Annotated in this window: 18 protein-coding genes; 7 read left to right on the top strand and 11 right to left on the bottom strand. The window is 73.2% G+C overall.

Annotated features, from left to right (window positions below; all coding sequences use genetic code 11):
• Window positions 1-28: 28 nt before the first annotated feature.
• The 7 genes from IE108_RS28700 to IE108_RS28670 form a co-directional block, all read right to left on the bottom strand.
• Window positions 29-817, bottom strand: a complete 789-nt coding sequence (locus IE108_RS28700) for an ABC transporter ATP-binding protein (RefSeq protein ID WP_064730834.1) — start codon at window positions 815-817, stop codon at window positions 29-31.
• Window positions 810-1,739 (bottom strand): ABC transporter permease, encoded by a 930-nt coding sequence (locus IE108_RS28695; protein ID WP_064730833.1) that lies wholly within the window; start codon window positions 1,737-1,739, stop codon window positions 810-812. The genes IE108_RS28700 and IE108_RS28695 overlap by 8 nt, the downstream gene beginning before the upstream one ends.
• Window positions 1,740-1,835: 96 nt before the next feature.
• On the bottom strand, window positions 1,836-2,708 hold the full coding sequence (locus tag IE108_RS28690) for a glycosyltransferase family 2 protein (protein WP_064730832.1): 873 nt from the start codon (window positions 2,706-2,708) through the stop codon (window positions 1,836-1,838).
• Window positions 2,709-2,716: 8 nt separating this feature from the next.
• A complete protein-coding gene (locus IE108_RS28685; RefSeq protein WP_079163868.1) occupies window positions 2,717-3,496 on the bottom strand; it encodes a CDP-alcohol phosphatidyltransferase family protein in 780 nt (259 codons plus the stop codon).
• On the bottom strand, window positions 3,474-4,535 hold the full coding sequence (locus IE108_RS28680) for an iron-containing alcohol dehydrogenase family protein (protein WP_064730830.1): 1,062 nt from the start codon (window positions 4,533-4,535) through the stop codon (window positions 3,474-3,476). Before IE108_RS28680 ends, IE108_RS28685 begins: the two co-directional genes overlap by 23 nt.
• Window positions 4,523-5,275, bottom strand: coding sequence for a phosphocholine cytidylyltransferase family protein (locus IE108_RS28675; protein WP_064730829.1), 753 nt, complete (start codon window positions 5,273-5,275; stop codon window positions 4,523-4,525). Before IE108_RS28675 ends, IE108_RS28680 begins: the two co-directional genes overlap by 13 nt.
• Window positions 5,272-7,095 carry a DUF5941 domain-containing protein gene (locus tag IE108_RS28670; protein WP_064730828.1) on the bottom strand — a complete coding sequence of 608 codons (1,824 nt, stop codon included), beginning with the start codon at window positions 7,093-7,095 and terminating at the stop codon, window positions 5,272-5,274. The genes IE108_RS28675 and IE108_RS28670 overlap by 4 nt, the downstream gene beginning before the upstream one ends.
• 475 nt (window positions 7,096-7,570) lie before the next feature.
• Here IE108_RS28670 and IE108_RS28665 point away from each other — a divergent pair, with 475 nt between their 5' ends.
• Both IE108_RS28665 and idi read left to right on the top strand, forming a co-directional pair.
• Window positions 7,571-8,509, top strand: coding sequence for a cation diffusion facilitator family transporter (locus IE108_RS28665; protein ID WP_064730827.1), 939 nt, complete (start codon window positions 7,571-7,573; stop codon window positions 8,507-8,509).
• 277 nt (window positions 8,510-8,786) lie between these two features.
• A complete protein-coding gene (gene idi, locus IE108_RS28660; protein ID WP_064730826.1) occupies window positions 8,787-9,380 on the top strand; it encodes an isopentenyl-diphosphate Delta-isomerase in 594 nt (197 codons plus the stop codon).
• A 17-nt stretch (window positions 9,381-9,397) separates the two neighbouring features.
• Here the strand turns inward: idi and IE108_RS28655 are convergent, their stop codons facing one another.
• Window positions 9,398-9,850, bottom strand: a complete 453-nt coding sequence (locus IE108_RS28655; RefSeq protein ID WP_064730825.1) for an ATP-binding protein — start codon at window positions 9,848-9,850, stop codon at window positions 9,398-9,400.
• Between the two features lie 203 nt (window positions 9,851-10,053).
• On the opposite strand from IE108_RS28655, the gene IE108_RS28650 reads away from it, so the two are divergent.
• Window positions 10,054-10,809, top strand: a complete 756-nt coding sequence (locus IE108_RS28650) for an enoyl-CoA hydratase/isomerase family protein (protein WP_064730824.1) — start codon at window positions 10,054-10,056, stop codon at window positions 10,807-10,809.
• Here the strand turns inward: IE108_RS28650 and IE108_RS28645 are convergent.
• Window positions 10,793-11,431, bottom strand: a complete 639-nt coding sequence (locus tag IE108_RS28645) for a DJ-1/PfpI family protein (RefSeq protein ID WP_064730823.1) — start codon at window positions 11,429-11,431, stop codon at window positions 10,793-10,795. The genes IE108_RS28650 and IE108_RS28645 overlap by 17 nt on opposite strands.
• A 73-nt stretch (window positions 11,432-11,504) precedes the next feature.
• On the bottom strand, window positions 11,505-12,464 hold the full coding sequence (locus tag IE108_RS28640) for a GlxA family transcriptional regulator (protein WP_064730822.1): 960 nt from the start codon (window positions 12,462-12,464) through the stop codon (window positions 11,505-11,507).
• 111 nt (window positions 12,465-12,575) lie between these two features.
• On the opposite strand from IE108_RS28640, the gene IE108_RS28635 reads away from it, so the two are divergent.
• The 3 genes from IE108_RS28635 (at window position 12,576) to IE108_RS28630 (ending at window position 16,148) form a co-directional block, all read left to right on the top strand.
• The gene (locus IE108_RS28635) at window positions 12,576-13,445 is read left to right on the top strand and encodes an SCO6745 family protein (protein ID WP_064730821.1); all 870 of its coding nucleotides are present in this window, start codon (window positions 12,576-12,578) and stop codon (window positions 13,443-13,445) included.
• A 95-nt stretch (window positions 13,446-13,540) separates the two neighbouring features.
• Window positions 13,541-13,672, top strand: a complete 132-nt coding sequence (locus IE108_RS35160; protein WP_252100481.1) for an LPFR motif small protein — start codon at window positions 13,541-13,543, stop codon at window positions 13,670-13,672.
• A gap of 115 nt (window positions 13,673-13,787) precedes the next feature.
• Window positions 13,788-16,148 carry a Tex family protein gene (locus IE108_RS28630; protein ID WP_064730820.1) on the top strand — a complete coding sequence of 787 codons (2,361 nt, stop codon included), beginning with the start codon at window positions 13,788-13,790 and terminating at the stop codon, window positions 16,146-16,148.
• 29 nt (window positions 16,149-16,177) lie between these two features.
• Here the strand turns inward: IE108_RS28630 and IE108_RS28625 are convergent, their stop codons facing one another.
• On the bottom strand, window positions 16,178-17,824 hold the full coding sequence (locus IE108_RS28625; protein ID WP_064730819.1) for an ABC-F family ATP-binding cassette domain-containing protein: 1,647 nt from the start codon (window positions 17,822-17,824) through the stop codon (window positions 16,178-16,180).
• Between the two features lie 87 nt (window positions 17,825-17,911).
• Here IE108_RS28625 and IE108_RS28620 point away from each other — a divergent pair, with 87 nt between their 5' ends.
• Window positions 17,912-18,865 carry an FAD-dependent oxidoreductase gene (locus IE108_RS28620; protein ID WP_064730818.1) on the top strand — a complete coding sequence of 318 codons (954 nt, stop codon included), beginning with the start codon at window positions 17,912-17,914 and terminating at the stop codon, window positions 18,863-18,865.
• Window positions 18,866-18,954 lie beyond the last annotated feature (89 nt).

Here is an 18,954-nt window from a genome sequence, read left to right as displayed (position 1 = left end):
CGTTCCGGCGAGGCCCCGGCGTGTCGCGCTACTTGCCCGTGAACTTCTCGTACTCCTTGAGCACCTCGTCGGTCGGGCCGTCCATGCGCAGCTCGCCGCGCTCCAGCCACAGGACGCGGTTGCAGGTGTCGCGGATGGACTTGTTGTTGTGGCTGACCAGGAAGACCGTGCCGGCCTCCTTCTTCAGTTCCCGGATGCGCTCCTCGGAGCGGGTCTGGAACTTGCGGTCGCCGGTGGCCAGCGCCTCGTCGATCATCAGGACGTCGTGGTCCTTGGCGGCGGCGATGGAGAAGCGCAGCCGGGCCGACATGCCGGACGAGTAGGTGCGCATCGGCAGGGTGATGAAGTCGCCCTTCTCGTTGATCCCGGAGAAGTCGACGATGTCCTGGTAGCGCTCCTTGATCTGCTCACGGGTCATGCCCATGGCCAGGCCGCCGAGGATGACGTTCCGCTCGCCGGTCAGGTCGTTCATCAGGGCCGCGTTCACGCCGAGCAGCGAGGGCTGGCCGTCGGTGTAGACCCTGCCCCGCTCGGCGGGCAGCAGGCCGGCGATGGCCCGCAGCAGCGTCGACTTGCCGGAGCCGTTGGACCCGATGAGGCCGATGGCCTCGCCCCGGTAGGCGGTGAAGGAGACGCCCCGCACCGCGTGCACCTTGCGCACGCCCCGCGCCGCGTCGTCGGAGCCGCGCTTGAGGATCCTGCTCAGGGCGGCGGTCGCGCTGCCCTTGCCGGTCTTGGCGCCGTTGACCCGGTAGACGATGTGCAGCTCGTCCGCGATGACCGTCGGCACCCGCTCGCCCTGCTGCTGCTCAGCCACGGCCGTACCTCTCCTCAGCCTTCCAGAAGTACACGAAGCCGCCCACCGCGAGGACCACGGCCCAGGCGAGTCCGACCGCCCACACGTGCGGGGGCAGGTTCTCGGAGCCGTAGCCGTCGATCAGCGCGAAGCGCATCAGGTCCATGTAGATCGCCGCCGGGTTCCACTGGAGGACGTCGGAGATCCAGGACGGGTGCTCCTCCAGCATGATCGGGATGGAGAACATGACGCCCGACGCGTACATCCAGGTCCGCATGATGAACGGCATCAGCTGGGCGAGGTCCGGGGTCTTGGCCCCCATGCGCGCCACGATCAGCGCCAGGCCCGTGTTGAAGAGGAACTGCAGGACGAGGGTCGGCAGCACCAGCAGCCAGGACAGCTTCGGATAGCTGCCGAACCCGATCACCACCGCGAACATGACGATCATCGAGGCCAGCAGCTGCTGGAGCTGCTGGAGCGCGAAGGAGATCGGCAGCGAGGCGCGCGGGAAGTGCAGCGCGCGCACCAGGCCGAGGTTGCCGGAGATCGCGCGGACGCCCGCCATGGCCGAGGACTGGGTGAAGGTGAAGACGAACACACCGGTCACCAGGAACGGAATGTACACGTCCTTCGGCATGCCCTTGCCCGCGTTCAGGATCAGGCCGAAGATCAGGAAGTAGACGAGCGCGTTGAGCAGCGGCGTGGCCACCTGCCACAGCTGGCCGAGCTTGGCCTGGCTGTACTGGGCGGTCAGCTTCGCCTGGGAGAAGGCGAGGATGAAGTGCCGCCGTCCCCAGAGCTGACGGACGTACTCCACGAGGGACGGCCGGGCACCGCTCACGGACAGCCCGTACTTGGCGGCGAGCCGGGCCGGGGTGAGGCCCTCGTCGGGCGCCACGGGCTTGGTCATGGCGACCGTGCCGTCCTGCGTTGTCTCACTCACTGGTGGAAACTTTCGTCTTCGGAATGCTCGGCCGGACCGGCCTGCGTGGACCTGTTGGCCCCGGGCGGGGCCGGACCGCTCTCGGGTACGAGCTTGTCAGATCACCGGAGGACGGCCCAGCCGGGTCAGGCGCCACACCGTACGCCACCGCATGGGCCGGCGGGGACCGCAGGGAGTGGCCCAGCCCTCGCGGAAACCGCCGAACCAGGCCTTCAGCGCAGGTCGCGAGGGGCGGCGCAGCAGCGTGAGCAGCATCCAGACGCCCAGGTAGACCGGGACCAGCAGGGCGGGGAGGTTCCGGCGGGCGAGCCAGACGCGGTTGCGGGCGACCATGCGGTGGTAGACCGCGTGCCGGGAGGGGGCGGTGGTGGGGTGGTTGAGCACCATGTCGGACCGGTAGTCGATCATCCAGCCCGCGTCGAGCGCCCGCCAGGCCAGGTCGGTCTCCTCGTGGGCGTAGAAGAACGCGTCCGGCAGGCCGCCGACCTGCGTGAGGACGCGGGTGCGCACCGCGTTGGCGCCGCCGAGGAAGGTCGTCACCCGCGAGGAGCGCATCGGGTCGGAGGCCCGCAGCCGCGGGACGTGCCGGCGCTGGGTCTCGCCGGTGTCCGGGTCGGCGATGCGGAAGCTGATGATGCCCAGCTCGTCGTCGGCCTCGAAGGCCCGGCGGCACAGTTCGGCGGTGTCGGTGCGGGCGAGCAGGCCGTCGTCGTCGAGGAAGAGCAGGATGTCGACCTCGCTCCCGCCCGGCCCGAAGGCCTCGATGCCGACGTTGCGGCCGCCGGGGATGCCCAGGTTCTCGGGCAGCTCGACGGTGCGCACGCCGTCCGGCACCTCGGGGACGGGCGAGCCGTTGCCGACCACGACGACCTGGACCGGGTCGCCGTCCTGCTTGGCGACCGAGTCGAGGAGGGCGCGCAGCTCCTCGGGGCGGTTGCCCATCGTGATGACGACGGCGCCGACCTTCATGGGGCCGCTCACTTCAGCCTGCTGGAGGCGAGGATGGACACCAGGTGCAGCAGGGTCTGCAGCAGCGCGATGCCGGCGAGTACGGCGGTGCCGAGGCGGGTGAAGAAGAGGTCGCCCCGGCTCGCGTCGACGATCGCGAGGACCAGGATGAGCAGGGACGCCTCGATGCCGAGGATCAGCCGGTGGAACTTGAGCGCACCGGCGGCCCGGCGGGCCAGCGCCATGCCGGAGGAGCGGGGCTCGGAGGCGGACTCCTGGACCGGCTCCTTGCCCGTCTGGTGCCGGGCGACCCCGACGAGGTCGGTCTCGGCCTTGATCAGGATGGCGCCGAGCGCGGCCAGGGTGCCGAGGAAGGCCCACAGCCAGTCGATGCGGCCGGTGCCCCAGATGTCGGCGGCGCGCAGGCCGAGGCCGACCAGGACGGCGGCGTCGGTCAGGTAGGCGCCGACCCGGTCCAGGTAGACCCCGCCGAGCGAGTACTGCTTCTTCCAGCGGGCGACCTCGCCGTCGACGCAGTCCAGCAGCAGGTAGAGCTGGACCGCGACGACGCCGAGCACGGCGCCCCAGATCCCCGGCACCAGCAGGGCCGGTGCGGCGAGCACGCCGCAGACGGTCATCAGGTACGTGAGCTGGTTGGGCGTGATCCTGGTGTTCACCAGGTAGCGGTCGATCCGCAGCGAGACCTCGCGCATGTAGAGGCGTCCCGCCCAGTGCTCACCGCTGCGCCGGTCCTTGACCCCCGCGGGATGGACGACCGGACGTAGTTCAGCTACCGATGGCCTTGACATAGTCGGCGTACAGGTCCTTGATCTGGTCGGTTTTCAGGTCGAGGTGCTCGAGGATCGTGTAGCGGCCGGGCCGGGTCTGGGGGGCGTACTCCACGGCCCGGAAGAACTCCTGGGGGGTGAAGCCGATCTCCTCCGGCAGCACCGGCAGCCCGTGCCGGCGCAGCACCTCGGCCATGTGGGCGGACTCCTCGTGGGCCCCGCGCAGGTACATCGCGAAGGCCGCGCCCAGACCGCACTGCTCGCCGTGGGCGGCCGCGCGGGTGGGGAAGAGCAGGTCGAAGGCGTGGTTGATCTCGTGGCAGGCGCCCGAGGACGGCCGCGAGTCGCCGGACACCGACATCGCGATGCCGCTGAGCACCAGCGCCTCGGCCAGCACCTGGAGGAACTCGTTGTCGCCGATGCCGCCCGGGTGCCGGAGCACGGCCTCGCCCGCCTGGCGGGCCATGGCGGCGGCCAGGCCGTCGATGCGCTCGCCCTTGACGCGGTTGGCCAGCTCCCAGTCCGCGATCGCGGAGACGTTGGAGACGGCGTCACCGATGCCGGCGCGCACGAAGCGGGCCGGCGCGGCGCGGATGACGTCCAGGTCGATGACGACGGCGATCGGGTTGGGCACGCCGTAGGAGCCGCGGCCCGCGTCGTTGTCGAGCGTGGCGACCGGCGAGCACAGGCCGTCGTGCGCGAGGTTGGTGGGGACGGCGACCAGCGGGAGGCCGATGCGCGCCGCGGCGAACTTCGCACAGTCGATGATCTTGCCGCCGCCGAGGCCGATGACGGCGTCGTAGTGGCCGCCCTTCATGGCGCCGGCCAGGTCGATCGCGTCGTCCAGGGTGCCGCCGCCGACCTCGAACCAGTCCGCGCCGGGCAGGGACGGGGCGACACGCTCGCGCAGCCGGGCGCCCGAGCCGCCGCTGACGGCGACGGCGAGCTTGCCCGAGTGGGAGATGCGCTCGTCGGCGAGCACGCACCCGAGGTCGTCGAGGGCGCCCGCGCGGATGTCCACCACGACGGGCGACGGGATGAGCCTCGTCAGTACTGGCACGCGATCTCCCTGCCCTTGGCGAGGTCGTCGTGGTTGTCGATCTCGACCCACTTGAGGTCGCCGATCGGAGCCACGTCGATCTTGAAGCCGCGGTTGACCAGCTCCTGGTAGCCGTCCTCGTAGTACAGCTGCGGGTCGCGCTCGAAGGTGGTCTTCAGGGCGTCGGCCAGTTCGGCGGCGGCGTCGCCCTCGATGAGCGTGACGCCGATGTACTCACCGGTGGCCTCGGCCGGGTCCATCAGCTTGGTGATGCGCTGGACGCCCTTGTCGGGGTCGACGACGACCTTCATCTCCTCCTCGGCGAGGTTCTTCACCGTGTCGAGGGCGAGGATGATCTTCTTGCCGTCGCCGCGGGCGGCGAGCAGCGTCTTCTCGACGGAGACCGGGTGCACGGTGTCGCCGTTGGCGAGGATCACGCCGTCCTTGAGGGCGTCACGGCCGCACCAAAGGGAGTAGGCGTTGTTCCACTCCTCGGCCTTGTCGTTGTCGATGAGGGTGAGCTTGACGCCGTACTTCTGCTCCAGCGCCTCCTTGCGGTCGTACACGGCCTCCTTGCGGTAGCCGACGATGATCCCGACCTCGGTCAGGCCGACCTCGGCGAAGTTCGCCAGCGTCAGGTCCAGCACCGTGATGCTGTCCTCCGCGCCCTCGGGGCCGACCGGGACCAGTGCCTTGGGCAGGGTGTCGGTGTAGGGGCGCAGACGGCGTCCGGCGCCGGCCGCCAGCACGAGGCCGATCATGCGGGTTCTCCTTCGTCGTGTACGGCGGGTGCGCCGACCTTGTGGGCGGCGACCCAGAAGCGGATGCTCTCGGCGAGCACCACGAGTGCCACGGCCACGGCGAGGACCGTGAGCGCGACCTTGAACTGTGTGGCGGTGAGCAGCACGGCCAGCGCGGTGATCACCAGCGTGCGGCCCTCGTGCCCCCCGGCCGTCCGCACCAGCCAGGCAGGCGGCGCGCCCGCGTCACCCCGGATGCGGTAGACCGTGTCGTAGTGATGGTAGGCGACCGCGGCCACCAGCCCGAAAGCCGCCGGAAGGGCTCCGTTCACGTCGGCTTTCGCCGCCAGTGCCAGGACCGTGAGGTACTCGGCGGCGCGGAAGAACGGCGGGACGAGCCAGTCGAGGGCGCCCTTGAGGGGGCGGGCGACGGCGAGGGACGAGGTCACGACGTAGACGGCCGCGGCGACGAGCGGCCACGGGCCGCCGAAGTCGGTGAGCGCGGCCGTCGCGACGACGGCGGCACCGCCGAGCAGCGCGACGGCGGGGGCGGCGAAGGCGGGCAGGCGGCGCGCGGAACCGGCGAGGCTCCTGGCGCCGGCCTCCGCGAGCGGCCCGGAGTCGGCGAGGTCGGCCAGCGCCTTCGCGGCCCGGTCGGTACGCGTCGCCTTCCTGGTCAGCGAGCGAAGGACGCGGCCGGCCGTGGTGTACGTCGCGGCGAAGGCGCAGCCGATCAGCAGCGCGTAGAAGGTGATGCGGGGGGTGGCGACCGCGGTCAGGACGGCGATCATGGCCCAGCGTTCGCCGATGGGCAGGACGATCATGCGGCGCACCCAGACCGTCCAGCCGACGCTGTCGAGCCGGTCGGATAGGGCGGCGGTGGGGCTGGTGTTGGCGGCGGCAGTGCTGCCGACGTGCGCCTCGTTGAACGAGAAGTCCACGACGTGCCGGCAGGTCTGGAGGACCATCGCGCCGAGCGCGAGGGCCCACACGTCGTCGCCGCCGCGGGCGGCTCCGAGGGCGAGGCCCGCGTAGTACGCGTACTCCTTGGCGCGGTCGAAGGTGGCGTCCAGCCAGGCGCCGAGCGTGGAGTACTGCAGGGAGTAGCGGGCGAGCTGCCCGTCGGTGCAGTCGAGGACGAAGGACGCGATCAGCAGGACGCCGGCGGCGACGAAGCCGCCGCGGGTGCCGGTGGCCGCGCAGCCGGCCGCTATCAGCGCGGTGAGCAGCGAGGCGGTGGTGACCTGGTTGGGGGTCAGTCCGCGCCGGGCGCACCAGCGGGCGATGTAGCGGGAGTACGGGCTGATGGCGAAGGTGGTGACGAAGCCGTCGCGGGCCTTGACCGCCGACTTCAGCCGTACGGCCTCGTCGTCGACGGCGGCGACCGCCTGCCGGGCCTCGTTGCGGGCCTGGGGGTCGGCGGGGACGGCGGCGACGAGGCTGCCCAGCTCGGGCCGGTGCACGTCGGCGCCGTCCGCGTCGAGGGCGGCGGTGATCCGGTCGGCGAGGTTGTCGACGGCGAGCGCGGTGCCGCCGCCCGCGGAGTTCTCGCGGGCCATCGCGCGGGTCAGGGCCTGCCTGCCCTCGGGGCGGGCGGTCACGGCGCCCGGGACGGCGGAGAGCGGGAAGCGGGGGTCGGTGAGGCCGAGGCGCAGGGCGTGCGGGTGGCCCACGAAGCGGGCGTCGACGACGGCGACCCGTTCGGCGGCCGGGACGCGGGCCAGCAGGGTCTCGGTGTCGGCGGCGCCGGAGGCGTACTGCACGTCGAAGCCCAGGGACCGCAGTTCGCTCTCGATCGACGAACCGGGGACCGGCTGACCGGTGAGGATGGCGGTCGGCAACCGAACTCACTCCCTGGTGCCCGGTGGCTGGACGCCGGGCCTGTGCATGGTGGTTCGCCCGTGCCGGCGGCACCCGGGCGGCGTGTCGGCAGAGGCTATCGGATGCCGGGAACGCCGTGTTCACCGCCCGTTTCACAGCCGGTCGGCGCCGCTTGCACCCGCCTTTGCCGCGATCATCATCGTGGATCCGGGCCCCCGCTCACAAACCGCGCTCCCAGACCGGGCATCACGGACATCGCACAGCGTCCGCGCCTGTTCGCGCAGGGTCAGGGCGGCTTGCGGGCCGGGGTTCGCCCGACCGGGGCAGGCGGCTGGCAGCGACGGCGTCCAGCCTCTGACCTGCACAACGTTTGCGCAGGTCAGGGCACATGACAACGGTGTTCAGTGCCGCGTTGCCCGATACCCCCTACCCGTAGTTGACTGTGATCCGGAGGCCGGGAGCCGGACACCGGACAGACAGGGAGGCGGCTTTCTCATGGGGGCTGGGCACGATCACGGACACGCGCACGGGGCACCGCCCGGCGGGACGGCGACGGCCGCCTACCGCGGCAGGCTCCGGGTGGCGCTGGGGATCACCCTCACCGTCATGGTCGTGGAGATCGTCGGCGGGGTGCTGGCCGACTCGCTGGCCCTGATCGCCGACGCCGCGCACATGGCGACCGACGCCCTGGGCCTGGGCATGGCCCTGCTGGCCATCCACTTCGCGAGCCGTCCGGCCAGCGACCGGCGCACCTTCGGCTACGCCCGCGCCGAGATCCTCGCCGCGCTGGCCAACTGCCTGCTGCTGCTCGGGGTGGGCGGGTACGTGCTGTACGAGGCGATCGAGCGGTTCATCACACCCGCGGGCACCCAGGGCGGGCTGACCGTCGTCTTCGGTGCGATCGGCCTGGTGGCGAACATGGTGTCGCTGTCCCTGCTGGTGCGCGGCCAGAAGGACAGCCTCAACGTGCGCGGTGCCTTCCTGGAGGTGGCGGCCGACGCGCTGGGGTCCCTCGCGGTGATCGTCTCGGCGCTGGTGATCCTGGCCACGGGCTGGCAGCCGGCCGACCCGATCGCGTCCCTGCTCATCGGCCTGATGATCGTGCCGCGCACCCTGCGGCTGCTGCGCGAGACCCTGGATGTGCTGCTGGAGGCGGCTCCCAAGGGCGTGGACATCGCCGAGGTGCGCGCCCACATACTGGCGCTGGACGGGGTGGAGGACGTGCACGACCTGCACGCCTGGACGATCACCTCGGGCATGCCGGTGCTGTCGGCGCACGTGGTGGTGAGCGGCGAGACGCTCAGCGCGATCGGCCACGAGAAGATGCTGCACGAGCTGCAGGGCTGCCTTGGCGACCACTTCGACGTGGAGCACTGCACCTTCCAGCTGGAGCCCGGCGGGCACGCCGAGCACGAGGCCCGCCTCTGCCACTGAGAGGGGCGCGCGGGCGTGGCCGCACGCCGTTCGGCGCCTCCGTCCGCCGGGCGGTCGCCCCCGGTGCCCCCGTGTCACCCTCCGGGTCCCGTCTCCGGCGGTTCCCGCGCGGCGGGGCCGGGCACGATCACCCATCGGGCCCCTCCCCGGCGTCCTCACCGGTGGCGTCCGCCGGTTCCGCGCAGGCGCGCGGGACATGCGGGTGCGCCGTCAGGTCCCGGGAGCGCCGGATTCGTACGGCACACTTGGGGCGCGAGGACCGATGTGAAGGATGGGTATGCCGATCACTCCTGCCACCGCGACGCACAGTTCGTCGAACGGCACCGCAGACGCGATTTTGCTGGAACTGGTCGACGAGAACGGCGTGACGATCGGCACCGCGGAGAAGCTCTCCGCGCACCAGCCCCCCGGGCGGCTGCACCGCGCCTTCTCCGTGTTCCTCTTCGACGAGCGGGGCCGGCTGCTGATCCAGCAGCGGGCGCTCGGCAAGTACCACTCCCCCGGTGTGTGGTCCAACACGTGCTGCGGCCACCCCTATCCCGGGGAGGCGCCGTTCGCGGCGGCCGCCCGGCGCACGTACGAGGAGCTGGGTGTCTCGCCCTCCCTCCTCGCCGAGGCCGGCACGGTGCGCTACAACCACCCCGACCCGGCCTCCGGGCTGGTCGAGCAGGAGTACAACCACCTCTTCGTCGGCCTGGTCCAGGCGGAGACCCGGCCGGACCCCGAGGAGGTCGCCGGCACGGCCTTCGTGTCGTCGGCCGAGCTGTCCGAGCGGCACGCGCGGGACACCTTCTCGGCGTGGTTCATGACCGTGCTGGACGCCGCCCGTCCGGCCGTGCGCGAGCTGACGGGCCCGTCCGCCGGCTGGTGAGGGCCGGGCCCCTCGCCCTAGGACAGCGCGTGCTTGAGCGGCAGCGCGGCCCAGATCACCTTGCCGCCGCTCGCCGTGTGGACCACGTCGCAGGCTCCGCCCGCCTCCCGGGTCATCTCCCGCACCAGCAGCAGTCCGCGCCCGCCCGTCCGCCCGTGGTCGGTCTCCAGAGCGGTCGGGCGGTAGGGGTGCTCGTCCTCCACCGCCACCCGCACCCACTCGGGGCCGACGGCGACCTCCACGGCGAGCACCGGGGACAGGACGGCGGCGTGCCGGACCGCGTTCGTGACCAGCTCCGAGACGATCAGCAGCAGCGCATGCGCCACGTCGTCGGAGACCGGCACCCCCTGGCGCGTCAGCAGGTCCCGCACCGCGTGCCGGGCCTGCGGCACGGAGGCGTCGACCGCGGGGGCGGTGAACCGCCAGACACCTTCGTACGGCAGCGGCCCGGCGGGCCCGGTCTCGTCCATCGTCCGGTCGCCACCCCTGGGCTCGATTGTCACCACACCCAGAGTCTTGGTAACGCGCGACCCCGCCCCGGATGACTGAACACAAGTCAGCGGATATCGAACGGTTCTGACCGCCTGCGTATGACACGGTCGGTCATGGGACCGTTCCTGTCCTGGCTTGCCCGACCGTTCGGACCGGCGGGGCGCCGGATAGCATCCGGCGCATGGAGCCGCAGCTGCTGCACTCGGTCGCCGACTCGGTCGCCACCGTCGTGATCCACGACCCGGCCAAGCGCAACGCCATGACCGCGGAGATGTGGCGGGCGCTGCCGCCGCTGCTCGACGGTCTGGCCGCTGATCCGGCGGTGCGGGCCCTGGTGCTGACCGGTGAGGGCTCGACGTTCTGCGCGGGCGCCGACATCTCGACACTGCGGGAGTCGCCCGAGCGGGCGCAGCGGCTGGCGGTGCTCGCCGAGGAGGCGCTCGCCGCGTTTCCCAAGCCGACGCTCGCGGCGGTCCGCGGTCACTGCGTGGGCGGCGGGACCCAGTTGGCCGCCGCCTGCGACCTGCGCTTCGCCGAGGAGTCGGCGCTGTTCGGGGTGACCCCGGCGAAGCTGGGGGTGGTCTATCCGGCGTCCGCGACCCGCCGGCTGGTCGCGCTGACCGGCCCGGCGCCCGCCAAGTACCTGCTCTTCAGCGGGGAGTTGATCGACGCCGCGCGGGCGCTGCGCACCGGGCTGGCCGACGAGGTGCTGCCGGACGGCGAGTTGGGCAAGCGGGTCGCGGAGTTCACGCGGATCCTGGTGTCCCGTTCGCTGCTGACCCAGGCCGCGGCGAAGGAGTTCGCGAACGGGCGCACGGACCGGGACGCCCACTGGACCGGCCAGGCACGCGCCGGCGGCGACACCGCCGAGGGGGTCGCCGCCTTCCTGGAGCGCCGGGCACCGCGGTTCGGCTGGAACGTCACCGACCGGGGGTGAAGCGGCTCGCTTCGCGCAACCGCGCCACGAGGTCCGCGGGTGCCTTCTGCGGGGAGCCCGCGTCGTAGGGCGGCTGCGGGTCGTACTCGGTCAGCAGCTGGACGGCGCGGGCGTGGTCGTCGCCGGCGATCCGGCCGAGCAGCGTCAGGCCCATGTCGATGCCGGAGGAGACGCCCGCCGCGGTCACGTACTTGCCGTCGGTGACCACCCGCTCCCCGGTCGGCTCGGCGCCGAAGCGGCGGAGGTGCTCCAGGGCCAGCCAGTGCGAGGTCGCCCGGCGCCCGCGCAGCAGCCCGGCGGCGGCCAGCAGCAGGGAGCCGGTGCACACCGAGGTGGTCCAGGTGCTGGTGGCGTCGGCGGTGCGCAGCCAGTCGAGGAGGGGCTCGTTCTCCATCTGCGGGGTCTGCCCGGGACCGCCGGGGACGACGACGATGTCGGGGGCCGGCACGTCGGCCAGGGTGCGGTCGGCGGTGAGCGCGAGGTTCCCGGTGTCGGTGCGCACCGGCCCGGTCCGCTCGGCGACGAAGACGGTCTCCGCGTCGGGGAGGCGGCCCAGGGTCTCGTAGGGGCCCACGGCGTCCAGCGCGGTGAAGCGGTCGAAGAGGACGATGGCGATCTGCACGGGGTTCCTTTCGCGTTCGGTCGGAGGGATGCCGCTTCCGGTCCGGGGCGCCGCTGCTCGGCCGCGGCGGGCCTCAGGGGGCGGGCGCGGGGCGGAAGCGGCGGCGGTACTCGGCCGGTGACGTGCCGAGGATCTTGACGAAGGCGCGGCGCATGGCCTCCGGAGTGCCGTAGCCGCTGGCGCGGGCGACCTGCCCGACGCCGTCGCCGGTGTCCTCCAGCAGTCGGCGGGCGTGTTCCAGCCGGGTCCGGTCGACGAACCGGCCGGGGGTCGTGCCGGTCTCCGCCCGGAAGGCGCGGGCGAAGTGGCGGGGCGAGAGTCCGGCGCGGGCGGCGAGGGCGTCCACGCCCAGGTCCGCGCCGGGGTGCTCGGTGATCCACTGCTGGAGTTCCCGCAGCGGCTCGCGGCACGCGGTCTGGGCGGCGAGCTGGGCGCTGAACTGGGCCTGGTTGCCGGGGCGGCGCAGGAAGACCACGAGATGGCGGGCGACGGTCAGGGCGGTGTCCCGGCCCAGGTCCTCCTCCACCAGGGCGAGGGCGAGGTCGATGCCGGAGGTGACACCCGCGGAGGTGGCGACGCGGCCGTCCCGGACGTAGATCGGGTCGGGGTCGACGTCCACGGCCGGGTGCTCGCGGGCGAGCCGGTCGCAGTACGCCCAGTGGGTGGTCGCGCGGCGTCCGTCCAGCAGGCCCGCCCGGGCGAGCAGGACGGCGCCGGTGCACACGGAGACCAGGCGCCGGGCACGCGGTCCGTGCGCGCGCAGCCAGTCGGTCAGTCCGGGGTCGGGGGCCCTGGTGCCGTGTCCGCCGGGCACGACCAGGGTGTCCGCCTCGGGTGCGTCGGCGAGCGGTCCGTCCGGTACGACGGTCAGACCGCTGGAGGTGCGCACCGGGGCGCCGGCCGGGGAGGCGGTGACGACGCGGTACGTCCCCGGTGTGTGCCGCTCGGCGCCCGCGAAGACCTCCACGGGGCCGGTGACGTCGAGGCTCTGGACCTGGTCGAAGAGGACGACGAGGACGGTTCGCTGGGCCATGGCCCGATTCTTCGCCCCGCGTGCGGCGGCCGCAATGACGAGAATCCCACCTTTCCTGCCATCCGGTCGCCCCCGTGGAGGACGTACTGAGCGGTTGGTAACGTGCCGGGCATGACAACTGCCGCCATGGACACCCGCGCCGGACGCCGCTGCCACAACACGCTCAACTCGCTGCACTCGACGCACTACTTCTCGCCCGACACGGGCCGGGAACTGGCCGCCCTCGGGGTCACCGACCCGCGCGCCGTGAACTTCGCGGTGCGCGCGGCCGCGCTGGGCGCGGCCGGGGCGGGCGCGGTGACGGCGGCCTTCTACAACTACAAGTACGAACTGGTCGCCCGGCACGTGCCCGCCGTCTGGGAGACGGTCACCCCGGAGCAGGCCGTGGCGGCGCGCATGCGCGCCGTCGACGCGACCCTGCGCCGGCTGCTGGGCGAGGAGGTCCTGGCCTCGGCCGAGATGGCGGAGGCGGCCGGACTGGCGCTGCGCGCCACCGAGGGCTGCTCGCGCAGCGGCCGTCCGCTCTACGCGGCCCACGCGGACCTCCCGCTCCCCGAGGCGCCGCACCTCAGGCTCTGGCACGCGGCGACCCTGCTGCGCGAGCACCGCGGCGACGGCCACCTCGCCGCGCTGCTGGCCGCGGACCTGGACGGCCTCGAAGCCCTGGTGACGCACACCGCGACCGGGCGCGGCATGGCCCCGAAGTGGGTCCTGTCCACCCGCGGCTGGACGCAGGAGGAGTGGGACGCGGCGCGCGACCGGCTGCGCGGGCGGGGGCTGATCGACGACGCGGGCGAGCTGACCGGGCGCGGCACCGAGCTGCGCGACGGGATCGAACGGGAGACGGACCGGCTCGACGCGGGCCCCTACGCGCACCTCGGCGCGGACGGCGTGGCACGGCTCACGGAGCTGGCAACGCCCTTCGCGCGCGCGGCACTCGGCGCCGGCGCCTACCCCGCCGACCTCTTCGGCAAGGGCTGAGGACACGCCCGGTCACGGACGGGAGGCATGACCGGCCGGTCCGGAGGTACCCGAGTGGTCCGGCCGGAGGGGCCGGGAAACGAAAGGGGCTTCTCGTGTTCCGTGCCATCGCAGACGTGCTGCGCCAGATCGGTGGCGCAGTCGCCACCGTGGTGACGCTTCCCTTCCGGGCCGTGGCCCGGCTCTTCGGCGGGGCCTCGTCCACGGCCCGCGGCCGCAAGGCCTGACCCGGGCCCGCCACCGGCGGGCGGTCCCACCGTCCCGGTCGTGCCCTGATCCCCGATTGTCGGCGCCACCTGCCACAATTGCCGCGCAACCTCAGTGAGAAGGCGGTACGGGATCGTGACGACACCCGGGTCCAGCGGGTCCAAGGCAGTAGGGTCCATCGAAAGCAGGATCGCCGAGGAGCTCGGCGTGCGGGAGCGGCAGGTGAGGGCCGCGGTCGAGCTGCTGGACGGCGGCTCGACGGTGCCCTTCATCGCCCGCTACCGCAAGGAAGCGACCGAGATGCTCGACGACGCGCAGCTGCGCACGCTCGAGGAGCGGCTGCGCTATCTGCGGGAGCTGGAGGACCGGCGCACCGCGATCCTCGACTCGGTGCGCGAGCAGGGCAAGCTCACCGGGGAGCTGGAGACGGCCATCCGCGCGGCCGAGACCAAGGCCCGCCTGGAGGACATCTACCTGCCGTTCAAGCCGAAGCGGCGCACCAAGGCCCAGATCGCCCGGGAGGCGGGGCTGGCGCCGCTGGCCGAGGGCCTGCTCGGCGACCCGTCGGTCGACCCGCACGCCGCGGCGGCCGCGTTCGTCGACGCCGGCAAGGGCGTGGCGGACACCCAGGCGGCTCTCGACGGCGCCCGTTCGATCCTCACGGAGAAGTTCTCGGAGGACGCCGACCTGATCGGTGAGCTGCGCGAGCGGATGTGGGGACGCGGGCGGCTCGCGGCGAAGGTGAAGGACGGCAAGGAGGAGGCCGGCGCCAAGTTCGCCGACTACTTCGACTTCGCCGAGCCGTTCACCGCGCTGCCCTCGCACCGCGTCCTCGCCATGCTCCGCGGCGAGAAGGAGGACGTCCTCGACCTCGTCCTCGAGCCCGAGGAGGCCACCGAGGGACCGTCCTCGTACGAGGGCATCGTGGCGAGCCGGTTCGGCATCGCCGACCGCGGCCGCCCCGGCGACAAGTGGCTCACGGACACCGTCCGCTGGGCCTGGCGCACCCGCCTCCTGGTGCACCTCGGCATCGACCTCCGCCTGCGCCTGCGCACGGCCGCCGAGGACGAGGCGGTGAACGTCTTCGCGGCGAACCTGCGCGACCTGCTGCTGGCCGCCCCGGCCGGCACCCGCGCCACCCTCGGACTCGACCCCGGTTTCCGTACGGGGGTGAAGGTCGCCGTGGTCGACGCGACCGGCAAGGTCGTCGCCACCGACGTGATCCACCCGCACGTGCCCGCCAACCGGTGGGACGAGGCGATCGCCAAGCTGGCCCGGCTGGCCGGGGAGCACGCGGTCGACCTGATCGCCATCGGCAACGGCACGGCGTCCCGCGAGACCGACAAGCTCGCCGGTGAGCTGATCGCCAGGCACCCCGAGCTGAAGCTGACCAAGGTGATGGTCTCCGAGGCCGGAGCCTCGGTGTACTCGGCGTCGGCCTTCGCCTCGCAGGAGCTGCCGGACATGGACGTCTCGCTGCGCGGCGCCGTGTCCATCGCGCGGCGGCTCCAGGACCCGCTGGCCGAGCTGGTGAAGATCGACCCGAAGTCGATCGGCGTCGGCCAGTACCAGCACGACCTCTCCGAGGTGAAGCTCTCCCGCTCCCTGGACGCGGTGGTCGAGGACTGTGTGAACGGCGTGGGCGTGGACGTCAACACGGCCTCCGCCCCGCTGCTCGCCCGTGTCTCCGGCATCACCTCCGGCCTCGCCGAGAACATCGTCTCCCACCGCGACGCGAACGGTCCGTTCAGCTCCCGGACCGAGCTGAAGAAGGTCCCGCGGCTCGGCCCCAAGGCGTACGAGCAGTGCGCGGGCTTCCTGCGGATCCGCGGCGGCAGCGACCCGCTGGACGCCTCCAGCGTGCACCCCGAGGCGTACCCGGTGGTGCGCCGGATGGTGAAGACCGCCGGGCAGGAGGTGGCCGGCCTGGTCGGCAACACCTCGGTGCTGCGGTCGCTGCGGCCGGCGGACTTCGTGGACGAGACGTTCGGTCTGCCGACGGTCACCGACATCCTGAAGGAGCTGGAGAAGCCCGGCCGCGACCCGCGGCCCGCCTTCAAGACGGCCACCTTCAAGGAGGGCGTGGAGAAGATCTCCGACCTGTCCTCCGGGATGGTGCTGGAGGGCGTCGTCACCAATGTCGCCGCGTTCGGCGCGTTCGTCGACGTCGGTGTGCACCAGGACGGTCTGGTGCACGTGTCGGCGATGTCGAAGACGTTCGTCAAGGACCCGCGCGACGTGGCCAAGCCCGGCGACATCGTCAAGGTGAAGGTGCTGGACGTCGACATCCCGCGCAAGCGGATCTCGCTGACGCTGCGCCTCGACGACGAGGCCGCCCCGCAGGGCGAGCAGAAGAAGGAGCGCGGCGGCAACCGCCCGCCCGGGCAGCGCCGCCGGCAGCAGGGCTCCGGCGGCGGGAAGGGCCGGCCGTCGGCCGCGCCGGCCCCGTCGAACGACGCGATGGCCGACGCACTGCGGCGGGCCGGGCTGGCCTAGCCGCCCAGCGGGGAGACGGGGCGGACCGCTCAGGCGAACGCCTCCGTCACCTTGCCGTCCGCCACCTCCAGGCGGCGCGTGACCCGGACCGCGTCCAGCATGCGGCGGTCGTGGGTGATCAGCAGGAGCGTGCCCTCGTAGGCGTCGAGGGCCGACTCCAGCTGCTCGATGGCGGGCAGATCGAGGTGGTTGGTGGGCTCGTCCAGGACCAGGAGGTTAACACCGCGCCCCTGGAGCAGGGCGAGGGCCGCGCGGGTGCGCTCCCCCGGCGAGAGCGTGGCGGCGGCGCGCACGACGTGGTCCGCCTTGAGGCCGAACTTGGCCAACAGGGTACGGATGTCCGCCGGTTCGGTGCCGGGTACTCCGGCGCGGAAGGCGTCCAGCAGGCTCTCGGGCCCGTGGAACAGCTCGCGGGCCTGGTCCACCTCGCCGAGCAGGACGCCGGAGCCGAGCGCCGCGTGTCCGGCGTCGAGCGGGACGCGGCCCAGCAGGGCGCCGAGCAGCGTGGACTTGCCCGCGCCGTTGGCGCCGGTCACCGCCACCCGGTCCGCCCAGTCGATCTGGAGGGAGACCGGGCCGAGCACGAAGCCGCCACGCCTGACCTCGGCGTCGCGCAGGGTGGCCACGACGGCGCCCGAGCGGGGGGCCGAGGCGATCTCCATGCGCAGTTCCCACTCCTTGCGCGGCTCCTCCACGACCTCCAGGCGTTCGATCATGCGCTGGGTCTGGCGGGCCTTGGCGGCCTGCTTCTCGCTGGCCTCGCTGCGGAACTTGCGGCCGATCTTGTCGTTGTCGCCGCCCGCCTTGCGCCGGGCGTTCTTGACGCCCTTGTCCATCCAGGCGCGCTGCGTCTGGGCCCGGTCCTGGAGCGCCGACCGCTTGTCGGCGTACTCCTCGTACTCGTCGCGGGCGTGCCGGCGGGCCACGTCCCGCTCCTCCAGGTAGGCCTCGTAGCCGCCGCCGTAGAGGTTGATCCGCCGCTGGGCCAGGTCGAGTTCGAGGACCTTGGTGACGGTGCGGGTGAGGAACTCGCGGTCGTGGCTGACGACGACGGTGCCGGCGCGCAGGCCGGTGACGAAGCGTTCGAGGCGCTCCAGGCCGTCCAGGTCGAGGTCGTTGGTCGGCTCGTCGAGCAGGAAGACGTCGTAGCGGGACAGCAGGAGCGAGGCGAGGCCGGCCCGGGCCGCCTGGCCGCCGGAGAGGGAGGCCATCGGCTGGTCGAGGCCGACGGTGAGGCCGAGCGCGTCGGCGGTCTCCTCGGCGCGGTCGTCGAGGTCGGCGCCGCCTAGGGAGAGCCAGCGCTCCAGGGCGGTGGCGTAGGCGTCGTCGGCACCGGGGGCACCGTCGACCAGGGCCTGGGTGGCCTCGTCCATGACGCGCTGGGCCTCGGTGACGCCGGTGCGGCGGGACAGGAAGGCCCGGACGCTCTCGCCGGGGCGGCGCTCCGGCTCCTGCGGGAGGTGGCCGACGGTGGCGGTCGGCGGGGACAGGCGCAGTTCGCCCTGTTCCGGCGCGGCCAGGCCGGCGAGCAGCCGCAGGAGGGTGGACTTGCCCGCGCCGTTGGCGCCGACGAGGCCGATCACGTCGCCGGGGGCGACGACGAGGTCGAGCCCGGTGAACAGGGAGCGGTCGCCGTGGCCGGCGGCGAGGTTCTTGGCGACGAGGGTGGCAGTCATCAGGCCCTCGATCCTATCGGCGCCGCCGGAGCCGGCCGGCCGGTCCGCTCCGGGTCCCGGCGCCGGGGGTTCCGCTACCGTCCCCCTGTGGAAACCGAACTGGATGACGAGGTCGTCGTGGTCGGCGGCGGTGTGACCGGGCTGACCACGGCCGTCGTGCTCGCCGAGCGCGGCCGGCGGGTGCGGCTGTGGACGCGGGACCCCGTGGAGCGGACCACCTCGGTGGTGGCGGGCGGACTGTGGTGGCCGTACCGGATCGAGCCGGTCGCGCTGGCGCAGGCGTGGGCGCTGCGCTCCCTGGACGTGTACGAGGACCTGGCGGCGCGGCCCGCGGAGACCGGCGTGCGCATGGTCGAGGGCGTCCTCGGCGAGACGCGTCCGGAGGAGGTGGGCGCCTGGGCGTCGGCCCGGCTGCCGGGGCTGCGCGCGGCGCGGGCCGAGGAGTACGCGGGTCCGGGTCTGTGGGCACGGCTGCCGCTCATCGACATGTCGACTCATCTGCCGTGGCTGCGGGAGCGCCTGGTGGCGGCGGGCGGTGTGGTCGAGACGCGGCCGGTGGCCGGTCTGGCCGAGGCCGACGCGCCGGTGGTGGTCAACTGCACGGGTCTCGGCGCCCGGGAGCTGGTGCCGGACCCGGCGGTGCGGCCGGTGCGCGGGCAGCTGGTGGTCGTGGAGAACCCCGGCATCCGGACCTGGCTGGTCTCGGCCGACGCGGGCTCCGGGGAGACGACGTACTTCCTGCCGCAGCCCGGCCGGCTGCTGCTGGGCGGCACGGCCGAGGAGGACGCCTGGTCCACGGATCCCGATCCGCGGATCGCGGAGGCGATCGTGCGGCGGTGCGCGGAGCTGCGGCCGGAGATAGCCGGGGCGCGGGTGCTGGGGCACCTGGTGGGGCTGCGGCCGGCGCGGGACGCGGTCCGGCTGGAGCGGGAGACGCTGCCGGACGGGCGGCTGCTGGTGCACAACTACGGTCACGGCGGCGCCGGGGTGACCGTGGCCTGGGGCTGCGCCGAGGAGGCGGCCGGGCTCGCCACCCCCTGACACGGGCGGGGGCGGGCCCCTCTCGGGGCCCGCCCCCGGTCTCGCTCGGGATCGTGCTGTGGGTCGATCGTGCTGGGGCCGGTGGTGGG

Origin of the sequence: Streptomyces parvulus, assembly GCF_014648855.1 — a bacterium.
Lineage (GTDB): Bacteria > Actinomycetota > Actinomycetes > Streptomycetales > Streptomycetaceae > Streptomyces > Streptomyces parvulus.
This window is presented reverse-complemented; position numbering and strand designations above follow the sequence as displayed.

Bases quoted from the DNA above. Each gene is read 5' to 3' on its own strand.
- IE108_RS28690 (WP_064730832.1), bottom strand. From the start codon at position 2,708: ATGAAGGTCGGCGCCGTCGTCATCACGATGGGCAACCGCCCCGAGGAG.
- IE108_RS28685 (WP_079163868.1), bottom strand. From the start codon at position 3,496: ATGTCAAGGCCATCGGTAGCTGAACTACGTCCGGTCGTCCATCCCGCG.
- IE108_RS28675 (WP_064730829.1), bottom strand. From the start codon at position 5,275: ATGATCGGCCTCGTGCTGGCGGCCGGCGCCGGACGCCGTCTGCGCCCC.
- IE108_RS28665 (WP_064730827.1), top strand. From the start codon at position 7,571: ATGGGGGCTGGGCACGATCACGGACACGCGCACGGGGCACCGCCCGGC.
- idi (WP_064730826.1), top strand. From the start codon at position 8,787: ATGCCGATCACTCCTGCCACCGCGACGCACAGTTCGTCGAACGGCACC.
- IE108_RS28655 (WP_064730825.1), bottom strand. From the start codon at position 9,850: ATGGACGAGACCGGGCCCGCCGGGCCGCTGCCGTACGAAGGTGTCTGG.
- IE108_RS28650 (WP_064730824.1), top strand. From the start codon at position 10,054: ATGGAGCCGCAGCTGCTGCACTCGGTCGCCGACTCGGTCGCCACCGTC.
- IE108_RS28640 (WP_064730822.1), bottom strand. From the start codon at position 12,464: ATGGCCCAGCGAACCGTCCTCGTCGTCCTCTTCGACCAGGTCCAGAGC.
- IE108_RS28635 (WP_064730821.1), top strand. From the start codon at position 12,576: ATGACAACTGCCGCCATGGACACCCGCGCCGGACGCCGCTGCCACAAC.
- IE108_RS28625 (WP_064730819.1), bottom strand. From the start codon at position 17,824: ATGACTGCCACCCTCGTCGCCAAGAACCTCGCCGCCGGCCACGGCGAC.